This is a genomic window from Mesonia mobilis DSM 19841, assembly GCF_000423405.1.
Taxonomy (GTDB): domain Bacteria; phylum Bacteroidota; class Bacteroidia; order Flavobacteriales; family Flavobacteriaceae; genus Mesonia; species Mesonia mobilis.
Genome location: NZ_AUHX01000001.1, coordinates 56,028 through 69,352, shown reverse-complemented (window position 1 = coordinate 69,352; position 13,325 = coordinate 56,028). Strand labels below are relative to the sequence as shown.

The following is a 13,325-nucleotide window of genomic DNA, read 5'->3' as shown; positions in this document are numbered from 1 at the left end:
ACAAATCATTAGAAACATATTTATTTCTGTTAAGCTTAACATAAAATATTTTATAGAAATTGTGTAGGCTTTAAATTTGAACAAAACAATTTAAACCAAATTTTTATGAAAAAAGTAAGCTTAATGCTAGCTTCTGCGATGGTAATTTTCGCTACCTCTTGTAAAGAAAACAAGAAAGAAGCTGAAAACGATACTGAAAATACTGAAATGACAGAAGAAACTTCTGAAATGGAAGAAGAAGTTGAAGAAATTACAATCTCTCCGTTAGAAGATTCTCCTGCTTATGAAACTTCAAGCTTAAAACTAAACGCTCCTACCGAAGATATGGTAGCAGATGGTAGCCAAGTACAATTTGATTTTGAAGTAGCAAACTACGAATTAGGAGTACAAACAGAAGGTGCTAAAGAAAAAATGTTAGCTAACTCTGGTAAAGGGCAACATATTCATTTTATTTTAGACAACGATCCTTATTCTGCTCACTACGAGCCAAGTTTCACTAAAGATCTTGAACCTGGTAATCACCTATTAGTTGCATTTTTATCGCGTTCTTACCACGAGTCTGTAAAGAATGACAATTCATTTGTAGCAAAAAAATTAACCGTTGGTGATGCACAAGACGATGAGTTAGCAAACTTAGATCTTACGAAGCCACATTTAATTTACAGCAGACCAAAAGGAACATATTCTGGAGAAGGAACCGATAAAGTAATGTTAGACTTCTTCTTATTAAATACAGATTTATCTGCAGATGGTAACAAAGTAAGAGCTACAGTAAACGGTCAAGAATTTATGATCGATACTTGGGAGCCTAAAGTTATGGAAGGTTTACCAATGGGAGAAAATACTATTAAACTAGAACTTTTAGATGCTGAAGGAAATTTAGTTGAAAGTCCGTTTAACCCGGTAACAAGAACAGTAACTTTAGAAAAATAATTCTGGAGTTTCTATAAAATTTTGATAAAGCTGCCTTCGGGCGGCTTTTTTTATATGATATAATCAATTAATTTTTATACATTTATAAGAACAACTAACCAACTTTTTATGCAAGAGCAACCCGACGGACTTATAGCCGAACTTCAAGCTAAAAATCCTAAAGCTTTCGAACGTATTTACGAGCGCTATTCAGAAAGTACTTTTGGCGTTATTAATAGTATAGTTCACGATAAACATACTTCAGAAGAAATCTTACAAGATGTATTTATTAAAATCTGGAATAATGCAGAATCTTATAACTCTTCAAAAGGAAGATTTTTTACCTGGGTATTGAATATTGCTAGAAATGCGGCCATCGATAAAACAAGATCTAAAGCATATAAAAACAAAAAGAAAAACTTAACCGCAGAATATTTCGTAGATATCATTGAAGAAAAAACAAACCTATCTAGCAAAGTAGATGCGATTGGAATTAAAAAATACATCAAGGCTTTAAAACCCTACTGTAAGAAAATAATCAACTTACTTTACTTTCAAGGATTCACGCAGGCAGAAGCTTCGGAAGAGCTTGATATGCCTCTGGGAACCATCAAGACCAGAAACAGAAATTGTATGAACAAATTACGTGAGATCTTAACAACATAAGCGATGAATTTAAATGAATATATATCTTCTGGTATCTTAGAATTATACGTTTACGGGGCGTTACCCGAAGAAGAAAGTATTGAAGTTACCAAAGAATTAAAAAAGCATCCTGAAATTTTAAAGGAGGTTGAAGAAATTGAAGATGCATTAACGCAACTTTCAACAGCTGCCGCTCCTTATAATCCGGAAGCTTTACTGAGTTCTATTCAGCAGAAAATTTCAGATAAAAATCATTCGGGAGTTATTGATCATCCTGCGAAACAGAAGAAAAATAACTTGGTGCTTTACATTAGTTGGGCAGCATCAATTGCGTTGTTAATAGGTTTAATTTCAGTAATTAATCAACGTAACGAGTTGCGTGATAACATTAACTCGATAAGTGCTACCAATGCTCAATTAGAAGAGCAAATAGATGAAGCACAAAATGATGCTGAAAAAACAAAACAACTCTTAGAAGTATTTAGAGACAAAGATATTATTACAGTTCCTTTAGATGGGCAACAAGTTGCTCCGGAAGCTTACGCGGCTATACATTGGGATGTAGAAACCAATCAAGTTTATGTAGATGCTAAAGAACTACCAACGCCGCCAGAAGGTAAAGAATACCAGGTTTGGTCGTTAACTTTAGAACCGCTAACCCCAACCAGTATTGGTTTACTTTCTAACTTTAATGAAGATGATAACAAGATCTTTATCTTAGAAAACCCTAATTCTTCACAAGCTTTTGGGATAACCTTAGAGCCTAAAGGAGGAAGCGAAACACCAACGATGGAACAACTTTATACTTTGGGTGTCGTAAAAAACTCTTAATATAACTAACCTAAGTATCTTAGTAAATTGCGTTATTCTTTAAAATGAATAACGCAATTTTTTTGCCTGTACTTTATGTATGTTTTCCGTAGTTCCGGACTTGATCCGGAATCTCATACTAATTTGAAAATAAATTATTTAGGATGAAACCCTGAATCCAGTTCAGGGTATAGACAACTTATTATAAAATATAACAGATATTCAAAATTGAAAAATCAAAAAAGCCTCTTCAGTGATACTGAACAGGCTTTTTAACAACTAACAAAAAACTTGAAAAAACCATTATCGAGTAAAGGTTAAAAAATAAATTTCATAGCAATTTTCCCCTTTAAACTCTTGTTGAAGCTGAATCAATTTCAACTTCACTAATAATTACGAGTAAAAAGCAATTGCGGTTTTTATTTTTTCAAATTTTAACATTTCTATTTTTTTTCAGCTAAAGAATTAAATAATTTTACATCATCTTTTAATTCTTTTAAACTATGAATCCCTCTTCCGGTGGTTGGATTAATAAACACTTCACGCATCTTCAACAACACGTTTTAGATCAACATTTTACTGAAGAACATTTTTACCTTCAACTGCAACAAACGGGATTTATTTATGCGCATAGCACCAAAACCTTAAGCTACTCGCATCCGTTAAAATTTAAATGGACGCTAGAAGAGAAAACCAAAATCAATTTATTTGATGCTTTGGCGTATGTTTATTTTTCAACGTTTCCAAAGGCTACGAAAATTGATTTTATTGAAGAAACGGTAAAATTTTATGAGTTATTAGAAAAGGAGTCGATCTGGAAAATTAAATTCTCTTTTTTTAAATCTAAACCTGAAGAAACCTTAGAGAAAATACTTCAGCATCGTATTCAGATCAATGAGTCTTACATTCAGAAAAACTTTAGTCATTTAATTACCAATGCGCTACTTTTTATCGATGTATTGGCATTTCGAGAATATTTAACGCATAAAAAGCACCCTAAAACTTATTTAACCGAGTTGGAGAGTTTAATTACCAATGTGGTGATTTTGGCTTTTCAGAAAAAAACGATTAAAGATAATTACGAAAATTTAGTGATCAAGCTTTTAGAAAGTTCGTTGCGTTATCATAAAATTCAACCTCAACCTAAAAGTTTTGACGAATTAAATTTTGAAGGTTTTTCAGTACATTTCGAGAAAAAGTATATTCTAGATCTCGCTTCGATCACTATTTACAGTGATGAAGAGATTGAAAAGAAAGAATATGCTTTTATTGAAAAATTAGGAAATGAGTTAGGTTTTAGTACCGATGAAGTAGATGAAAATATTGCGCAAATGCTTCAGTTTTTAAAAGAGCACAAAAGCGAAATTTCTTATTTTAATTACAGCAATTCGATTCAGCATTTTTACAAAAACACCAATAGAATGGTAAAAGTGTTGATTATGCGAAACAAAAACCGATTACTGAAAGAGATTTTAGAAAGTAAAGAGTTGGTGGTTTTATTAAGTAAATCGACCCACAAAGATCTATCGGAAGAAGAAAAACATAAGGTAAAAGAACAGTTGTTAGACATTTGCAAAACCATCCCGTCGTTGGCTATTTTTATTTTACCCGGCGGTAGCGTTTTACTGCCTATTCTCATTAAATTTATTCCGCAGCTTCTGCCCTCTTCTTTTAATGAAAATAGAATAGAGAAACCTTAATTTGCCAACCATTCTTTAAAATCTTTTACGCGTTCACGCGCTACGATAATTTCTTGCTCGTCAAAATGATTCAGCTTCACTTTTAAACGACTGTTGGTGTAACTTACCATATCTTCGATAGCGTTAATGTTCACAAAAAACTTTCGGCTTACGCGATAAAACTTTTCGGGATTAAGTTCTGCTTCCAGATTTTCTAAAGTAGTTTCCAGCAAATAACTTCGGTTATCTTTGGTGTGTAAATACGTGCCTTTATTTTCGCTATAAAAACATTCAATTTGATCGACAGGAAACATTTTTAAATGTTGACCGACCTTTACCGTAAAGCGTTTTTTATAGGTTTTTGTAGCATTTTCTGAACCTAAAAGTTTCTTTAGTTCACTTAAATTTGCAGTAAGCTCATTATTATTGGCAAACTTAGAACGGTACTTTTTTAGTGCGGTTTCTAATTCTTCTTCATCAATAGGCTTCAACAAATAATCAACGCTATTCAGTTTAAAAGCTTTTAAGGCGTATTCATCGTAAGCGGTGGTAAAAATGATAGCGCTTTCAACTTCAATCTCTTCAAAAATTTCGAATGAAAGCCCGTCGCTTAACTGAATATCCAAAAAAATTAGATCGGGTTGCTCATTTTCTAAAAGCCACTGTATCGAGTCGTTAACCGAATGCAATAATTGCTCTACAGGAACATTTAATTTTTCGAGCATTCGCTCTAAACGTCGTGCTGATGGTTTTTCATCTTCAATAATAATTGTTCTCATCTCTTTACTATTCCCAACGTTGTTGCTTGTTTTCTTCTTCTTCTAAAAACTGCTGAATTTTTCGTTCTTCCCATTCTTTACTAAATCCGGGATTTATTCTAAACGCGTGCGCTGCATTAAAAAGCAAACCAATTCCCCAACCGGCAAGCGACCATAACATCCACGGATAAGTATCGAAACCGTTTCTAAAATTTAGGTACGCCAATAAACCGTTGATCACAATATAAATAAATAGGTGAACGTAAAAATCTCTTAAATCTTTTACTCGCTTTTTGGCTTCAAAATAACGTTTTTCTTTGTTAGTCATTTCCATAATTTCCAATTTTTTAGTTGAATTTGTGATCGTCTTCATTCATATATTGCTTGATTTTTCGCTCTTCCCAATCTTTAGAAAAGAACGGATTTTTATCGAAAGCTTCCATATATTGAAACACTAAACCTATTCCCCAGCCTGCCGCAGCAAACAAAAACCAAGGGAAACCAAAGCCCATCGTGAACCAGTTGATAAAAGCCAGAAACGGAATGATGATTACATAAGAGGTTAAACTGGCATAAAACTCTTTTTGCTTTTTCACCATTTCTCTGGCGCGATCTAATTTTTGATAATCTTGCATGTTTGTATTCATTTTTGGTTGTTTTATAATTGAACTTAATTGTTTGGTGAGTATCGGTAACTTCACCTGAAATGTTGTTTTATCTTTTTCGATCGCCACTTTTCTAGACGTAAGCAGATCGTAACGTTGCTGAATGTTTATTAAACCGTAACCAGAACTTTTACCGATCACATTTTTAGATTGCAGGTTATTTTTCACCACCAAACATCCATTTTCTTCTACTATTGAAATATGTAGCGGATTTTCTTCGGAAACAATGTTGTGTTTTACCGCGTTCTCTAACAACAATTGTAGCGATAACGGAACTATTTTAGCTTCCGGATTGCTAATTTCTTCAGGGAAAGTGAACACAATACTATTTTCAAACCTCATCTTCAATAAACCAATGTAGCGTTTGGCAAAAGCCAGCTCGTCTTCTACATTTACCAACTCTTTATTTTTTTGTTCTAACACATAACGATAAACTTTAGAAAGTGAAGTCGTGAATTTTTGTGCCTGATCGGGATTTTCTTCAATTAAAGAAGTGAGTACATTTAAACTGTTGAACAAAAAATGAGGATCTAACTGATTTTTAAGTGCATCAAATTTAGCTGAAGCCGTGCCGGCAATCAATTTCTGTTCGGTTACTTTATTTTCTTGAATCGCTTTATAAAAATAAAAAGCGTGCAGAAAAAGACTCACAATAAGCGATAACAGAAAAGGAAATAGATATTGACTAATCGATTCGTTCGCTACAAATTCTGAAAACGTGTATACACTTTCTATTACGACTAAGTGAATAGCTCTACAGATCGCAAAAGCAATAAGTGTGACAATGGTCGAACCGGCAACGCCAATCACAAATCTCTTTTTACTTTCGGTTTTCCAATCATATTTATTTTCTAACCAAACAAAATATGCGAAGTTGAAAAGAGTAATGATAAAAGAATAAGAAAATTGTACGATCACTTTTTTCCAATGCAGAGAAGCTGTGTTAAAACCGTTAAATACAAATTCTAAAAGAACGATCACAGCAGTGACAACAAAGGCAATTCGAAATAATATTTTAAAATGTTTCGCTTTCATTTAACTATTAATTACAGAACAAATATCTTTTAAAAGTAGGCTAGATAAAAATACAGTTGACCCAATTGTAAAATTTAAAGTACGAAATGTAAATGCAACTCAATTTACTTCACTTTTACCAAATACCGAATATTAAATCTATGTTTCAATAATGTTAGCTAGGTATTTAAAAACTGCAAATACACCTTAAAAGTAAAACTTAGTTAATTATTAGTTGAAGTCTTTCCGCGATTCAAAAACTAATTTTACGTGCAATTAAAACTAACATTTAGACTTATGAAAAAATTTTACTTAAGTGCACTTTTTGCACTTATCTCTTTAACAACTTTTGCTCAAGAAGCACTGATTACCGGTTATGTAGATTCGCCTTGTTCTGGAGCAGATGGTAGAGTTGTAGAAATTTATGTAAATGGTACCATCGATTTTACCGGATGGAATTTAGTTAGACAAGCTAATGGCGGTGGTTATACTTCTAACATCGATATTAGTAACTTCGGAACGATTACCGACGATTTTGCTTACATTACCAACGACCAAATTATTTTTGAAACAGAATTTGGTACACAAACTAACCTTATCGAAAACGGATCTATTACTTCTAATGGTGATGATGCTTTTCAGTTAATTGATGATAATGCAACTGTTATCGATCGCTTTGGTGAAGATGGCGTAGATGGTTCTAACACCGCTTGGGAACATACCGATTCTTACTATTTAAGAAATAGCGGAGAAGCTGCAAATGCAGGAAACTTCGATGCTAATAATTGGACTTTCGGAGCATTAGATGCGTTAGATAACGAAGGGACTTGTAACGGTGGAACTCCACTTAACCAATTAGTAGCTTTGGGTAGTTTTACACCGTCACAACCCTTACAAGAAGTTAATTTTGATGAAGCTTATGTAAGTGTGAACGAAGATGCAGGTTCAATTACTTTAACGGTTGAAATTTCTGATGTTCCTGCTTCAGATGCTACAGTAGATGTCTCTATTTTAACGGCAGAAAGTACTGCGATCGCTAACCAACATTATACGTATGCCGGAGAAACTTTAACTTTCACTTCAACAGGAAGTACTTCTCAAACCATTACGATCACCATTCCTAACAACACAGATGCTGAACCAGATACGCTTTTAGCTTTAGAATTAACTAACGTAACAAATGCTGAATTAGGTGAAGACGTGGTAAGCGTTGTTTATATTTTAGATGATGAATTGAATGCGCCAACAGCAGCAGAAAATTTAGGAATTACTTTTGGTGCAAGCTATGCGATCGAAGGAAATAATCCGGGATCAGAAATCGTAGCACACGATGCCAATACAGAACGTTTATTTGTGATGAACAGCGGAAATGCTTCCGTAGAAATTTTAGATTTCAGCAATCCTTTAGCTATTTCATCTATTTCAACCATCGATCTTTCAGCTTACGGAGCATCGGGAACAAGTGTTGCTTACCATAACAATGTAGTTGCTGCAACGGCGGTTCCTTCAGATAAAACTTTAAACGGAACAGTTGTTTTTATGGATACCGACGGAGTTGTACTTTCTACGGTAAACGTTGGCGCTTTACCAGATATGATTACATTTTCTCCTGATGGCACTAAATTATTAGTAGCCAATGAAGGTGAACCAAATTCAGATTATTCAGTAGATCCTGAAGGTACTATTTCTGTGATTGATCTTACCGGTGGTGTTGCCAATCTTACTCAAGCTAATGTTACTAGCTTAAACTTTAATGCTTTCGATACCCAAGAAGTACAATTAAAAGCAGACGGAGTTAGAATTTTTGGACCTAACGCAAGTGTTTCTGAAGATCTAGAACCAGAATACATAACCGTAGCTTCAGACAGTGAAACGGCTTGGGTAACTTTACAAGAAAACAATGCTATTGCGGTGATCGATCTAGTGAATCTTCAAATTACCGATATCTGGTCGTTAGGTTATAAAGATCATAGTTTAGCAGAAAATGCATTAGATACTTCTAACGAGCAAGACTTTATTTTTATGGCGAATTGGCCAATTTACGGAATGTACATGCCAGATGCTATTGCAAGTTATACCGTAAACGGAAATACGTATTATGTGACTGCCAATGAAGGTGATGCAAGAGAATACGATACTTTTGAAGAAGAAGTAGATGTAGAAGATCTAATTTTAGATGCAAGTGTTTTCCCGAATCAGTCTTTCTTAGAAATTGAAGAGAACTTAGGAAAATTGACTTTCACCAATACTTTAGGAGATATTGATAACGATGGTGAGTTTGAAGAGCTTTATGCTTTCGGCGGAAGATCTTTCAGCATTTATGATGCTTCAACAGGAACTCAGGTTTATGACAGCGGTTCTGATTTTGAAAGAATTATTGAAGAAGATCCAGTTTACAACGCTATTTTTAACGCTACCGACGATGAAAACGAATTAAAGAATCGTAGTGACAATAAAGGTCCTGAACCAGAAGCTGTGATCGTTCAAGAAATTGACGGTGCTTATTATGCGTTTATCGCTTTAGAACGTGTTGGCGGATTTATGGTTTACGATATTACCAACCCTAACGCTCCGGTGTTCGACGGTTATTACAACAACAGAAGTGTAACTCCGGGAGAAGATGATATTGAAAATTTAGGTGATCTAGCTCCGGAAAGTTTAGTATATGTTGCTCCGGAAGATAATGCTGAAGGAAAAGGTTTAATCGTTGTGGCTAACGAAGTAAGCGCAACAATTAGTGTTTATACTTTAGAAAACAACGTACTTTCTACCGATAATTTTCAAATGAATAAAAACAGTTTTGTGATTTACCCGAACCCTGCAAATTCAGCAAGAGTATTTTTTAACGAACCTACAGACTATACGCTTTTTGATATTCAAGGAAGACAATTACAAAACGCTACACAAGCTACTTACATAAATGTAAGCACATTAACCTCTGGAACTTATTTAGTAAGAAATGCTAAAGGGCAAGTTCAAAAATTAGTAATTAACTAAATTAACCAACCAACAAAACTTAGTTAATGATAACCACGAAAAAAGGGAGCGTTTTGCTCCCTTTTGTAATTTATTAAAAGAATTTCAATTAAAATCTAAACCCGAAACCAAAGCTAAATCTCAAGCCATCTTCTCCTGCAAAAAGATTAAAAGTTCCGTTAACGGCTTCGGCGCTATTTACCCAAATACCACCACCAAAGTCATTATGCCATTGTTCGCTATCTTCACCATCTAGCCAAACGCGACCTACATCGCCACCACCAAAAATACCAAATTCAAATGGTAAAAATGTAGTTTTAAATTCACCTAAGGTATAACGAATATCTGCCGATGTGGCTAAAGAAGATTCACCTATAAAACGTTCGTTACGGTAACCACGTAAACCAGAATCGCCACCAAGATTTGCACCTTGATAAAATTCAAAATCGTCACCGATATTTACGTGAGAATTTAAAGCAGTATGTAAAACCCATCTTCGATTTCTGGAAATAGAATTATAAAATTCGATCGATGGTTTAATGTAAGCATACATATTTTCTGTTTTTCGGGTATTCATTTTACCACCTAAACTCAACTGAAAACGCATACCGTTTGTCGGGTTTAAAACATCATCATAACTTTCGTAACGATACGTACCATCTACTCCTACAAAATATTGACGGTTAAAAACTTCTGGATCATCAAAATACTGATCGACAAATCTTCCTCCGGTTTCTTCAACTTCAACAGATTCATAAGAAATATGGTAACCAAAATAACTCCCAAACGGACTTTGTCTAACCAATCCTACCTGAGCTCCTATTTTACTAATCTTTACACGGTTAAAATCGAAATCTTCATCGTCATCGCGGTTAGCATTTCGGGTAGAGTTACCTAAACCAAAAAAGTTTTGCGCAAAATTAGGACTGGTAAACCAACCTCCTGCACTTAAACTATATTTACCTACAATTCTTGCAAATCTTGCATTATAATGAATATCGAAACCATTAGTTGCAAAATAATAACCTGCTCTTAAACGGTGTTGCGAGGTGTAAGGATCTCTTTTAAAACCATAATGAGAAAATACGTTTTGAATGCCTAATTTTAAACCGTCATCAGGATTATAACCTATCCCCGGAAGAATCACATTGGTAGAATATATTTTTTTATTCTTATTGTAAATATTCTGCTCGTAGTTATCTGAAAGTCTAATTTTTGCATTTTGCGCATTATCGAGTGTATTAGGTTTAGACTTATGATCGTAAATTTTAAGTTTATTAGGGTTTTCTATGTTATAAATATCATTGTTTTGTCCACCAATTAAGCGTAAGAATATATTTCCGCTATTACTTTCTCCTGTTACGGTAAAAACATCATCATCATCTAAACCATAAATCCAAATTTCTTTAGTGTCTTTCTTATTGTAGGTTTTATCAATAAATAAGTATTTACGCTTTCCTTTAATATTTCTAAAAATTTTGATATTGGTTTTCCCTTCAGGTAAACGAGTAACATCGATATAATCGTCTTTATCTGTTGCCGTTACAATGGCTAACTTATCTAAATGCTTGGCGTAACGCTCTGCTATAGCTACTATATTTTCTCGGCGTGCTTTAAGTAATTCTTTGATGCGTTCTGTAGATTCATCTTCTCTAACTTCTTTGGGTAGATCGTTGAATGCTTCTTGAATTACCTCGTCGGTAATATGTTCTTGTAAATACTTAGCTTCTGCCAACCAAGTTTCTTTGCCTTCATTTTGAATAATTGATCGATCTAAACCAATGGCTGCGGTATTAAACCAAGTAACGTCATCAATATCTTCACCGTATTTTCCGAATTGTTTTGCGAAACCGGCAAGTCCTTTTAAAGTTCCGAAGAAAGCTCCATCAAAATTTGAAAAAACTTGATCCCGATCTCTTGGAATGGGTTTAAAAATGTGTTTCCCATCTTCGGTTTCAAACTCTGCCCAACGCCATTGGTCGTTGTGACGATCCCAATCGCCAATAAGCATATCAAAAACTCTTGCACGTATGTAAGCTGCTTCATCAATGCTATATTTTTCATCTCTACGCATACGATCAAACATTCCTTCTGTACTTTGAATGTCGTGGTTTGGGCTACCAAAAAAATCGGCATCCATCCAATCTTCTTCAGGTCGCTCGACGATCATATAAATATTACCACCATAAGCTTCATTGTATTTTCCTAAAGCTTTTTGTTGTGGCAAATAGATGATTTTTGGATTGGTATGATAAATGCCTGCCGCTTCACTTAGTTTAGGAACTGCCATAAAAGCGTAAGGATGCGACGCGGTATAAAAATCTTCAACAGCATCTTCTGCTAACGTATTTTCAAATTTTTGCTCAACCGATTCATCTTTAAATGCGACGGTTTGTAAAAACTGTACGGCACTTTTCTTTAATGCTCGAATATTATAATCTCGACCTTCTCTGTCTTCAACCCGAATAGATCTGGTTTGGTGTCCGCCACCTTCTCTAACTACTTTTAAACCACCATAAAGCGTATCGAGTAAAGCTACTTGCGCTTTTATTTTTTTACCGTATAAACTTCTGTAATGATCGCCCCAAAGACTTTCGTAAACTTCACTTTTATCGGTGGCTTCTTGATCGTAAATAGAAACTTCTACTTCGTTAGACAATTCAAAAGGATTAGGAATAGAATCGAAAGTAGGTTCTTGATCTTCTTTAAAAATTTGAGTTTGAAATAAAAGTTTAGGCTTGTTATTTTCTGAACCATAAAAACGAACCCAAGTCGACTTATCTTTAAAAACATCGTAAACCGCAAAACCTTGACCTGGATAAGCAAAAACACCATCGTTTCTTAAACTGGCAAAAGAACTTTTAGAACCTGAACCTGAAATAATTTGATGCAAGCCTTCGTGTAACACATATTGCATATTATGCTCGTGACCAGAAATATAAGTCACTCTTTTGTATCCTTTTGAAAGGGTTTCTAAACGATCTCTAAAAGATTTATAACGCTCATTTTGTGCATCTTGAATCGAAACTCCGCCCGTAGTTCTAATTAACATCGCTAACGATCCTAAAACCGGCATTGGTATTTTTTTCTGTGAAGGATATAAATGTCTATTAAAATGGTAATTACCACCGTGAACACCATTGGTATACATAGGATGGTGTAAAACCATTAGTACATTTTTATTCTGACTTTTCTTTAATTCGGTTTCAATTTCTAGAAATAAACCTGCTCTGGTTTTAATCTCAGGGCAATTATCATTAATTGTTGGGTTATCATCCCAATCTTCTAAATACCATTGCGAGTCGATAATGATCATCGTAAGATCATCACTTACATCTCTAATCTCTAAACCACAACCCGGGGTTGGCGCCCAAATATCTTCTTGCTTGGTACGTTCTTCAATATAATCTGCCTGTTCTTTTACTCCGCCAATACCTTGGTCGTACCAATCGTGATTACCGGGAATAAAAAGAATTTCACCATCATAATCTTCTAAAGCATCAATTTGAGCATCGATACGATATTCAGATTGTTTACGAAGCGGGTCGTCTTCACTTGGCATTCCTGCAGGATAAATATTGTCACCTAAGAATATGGTGTATGTATTTTTTGTTTCTGAAGAATCTAAAAAAGATTTAAAAGCTTGCAATCCTGCTGAAGAACCTCCCGGTTGCGAGTAACCCGCATCACCAATTAAAAAAAAACGTTTATCCAATTTTTTTTCTGAAGGATAAACGAGTGTATCTTGAGGATAATCTTTATTGATCTTAGGTTCGAAGGTAGCACAAGCTGATAATAGAAATAAACTACAAATTGTTAGAAGTATGTTATTTTTCTTCATATAATCTAAAAGCTGGTTGATTTTT

9 protein-coding genes are annotated in these 13,325 nt (G+C 34.3%); 5 read left to right on the top strand and 4 right to left on the bottom strand.

The annotated features are described in order from the left end of the window. The first annotated feature begins 105 nt into the window (after positions 1 to 105). The 4 genes from G551_RS0100275 to G551_RS0100260 all read left to right on the top strand — a co-directional run bounded on the left by G551_RS0100275 (position 106) and on the right by G551_RS0100260 (position 4,067). Complete coding sequence (locus G551_RS0100275; RefSeq protein ID WP_027883677.1) at positions 106 to 933, top strand: hypothetical protein; 828 nt, start codon at positions 106 to 108, stop codon at positions 931 to 933. Between the two features lie 108 nt (positions 934 to 1,041). Continuing rightward, positions 1,042 to 1,578 (top strand): RNA polymerase sigma factor, encoded by a 537-nt coding sequence (locus G551_RS0100270; protein WP_027883676.1) that lies wholly within the window; start codon positions 1,042 to 1,044, stop codon positions 1,576 to 1,578. A gap of 3 nt (positions 1,579 to 1,581) precedes the next feature. Then, the gene (locus G551_RS0100265; protein ID WP_027883675.1) at positions 1,582 to 2,388 is read left to right on the top strand and encodes an anti-sigma factor; all 807 of its coding nucleotides are present in this window, start codon (positions 1,582 to 1,584) and stop codon (positions 2,386 to 2,388) included. 482 nt (positions 2,389 to 2,870) lie between these two features. After that, a complete protein-coding gene (locus G551_RS0100260; RefSeq protein WP_027883674.1) occupies positions 2,871 to 4,067 on the top strand; it encodes an LETM1-related biofilm-associated protein in 1,197 nt (398 codons plus the stop codon). On the opposite strand, the gene G551_RS0100255 is transcribed toward G551_RS0100260, so the two are convergent. Genes G551_RS0100255 through G551_RS0100245 form a run of 3 tightly spaced genes read right to left on the bottom strand, consistent with a single transcriptional unit; the run spans position 4,064 to position 6,120 of the window. Further along, positions 4,064 to 4,825 carry a LytR/AlgR family response regulator transcription factor gene (locus G551_RS0100255; protein WP_027883673.1) on the bottom strand — a complete coding sequence of 254 codons (762 nt, stop codon included), beginning with the start codon at positions 4,823 to 4,825 and terminating at the stop codon, positions 4,064 to 4,066. The two genes, G551_RS0100260 and G551_RS0100255, sit on opposite strands and share 4 nt — an antisense overlap. A gap of 7 nt (positions 4,826 to 4,832) precedes the next feature. Beyond that, on the bottom strand, positions 4,833 to 5,177 hold the full coding sequence (locus G551_RS0100250; protein ID WP_229797294.1) for a 2TM domain-containing protein: 345 nt from the start codon (positions 5,175 to 5,177) through the stop codon (positions 4,833 to 4,835). Next, positions 5,152 to 6,120 carry a 2TM domain-containing protein gene (locus G551_RS0100245; RefSeq protein ID WP_373294435.1) on the bottom strand — a complete coding sequence of 323 codons (969 nt, stop codon included), beginning with the start codon at positions 6,118 to 6,120 and terminating at the stop codon, positions 5,152 to 5,154. The genes G551_RS0100250 and G551_RS0100245 overlap by 26 nt, the downstream gene beginning before the upstream one ends. A 660-nt stretch (positions 6,121 to 6,780) precedes the next feature. Between G551_RS0100245 and G551_RS16065 the strand changes: the two genes are divergently transcribed. After that, on the top strand, positions 6,781 to 9,480 hold the full coding sequence (locus G551_RS16065; protein ID WP_051191144.1) for a choice-of-anchor I family protein: 2,700 nt from the start codon (positions 6,781 to 6,783) through the stop codon (positions 9,478 to 9,480). Positions 9,481 to 9,568: 88 nt separating this feature from the next. Here the strand turns inward: G551_RS16065 and G551_RS0100235 are convergent, their stop codons facing one another. Continuing rightward, complete coding sequence (locus G551_RS0100235; protein WP_027883670.1) at positions 9,569 to 13,300, bottom strand: metallophosphoesterase; 3,732 nt, start codon at positions 13,298 to 13,300, stop codon at positions 9,569 to 9,571. Positions 13,301 to 13,325: the final 25 nt, after the last annotated feature.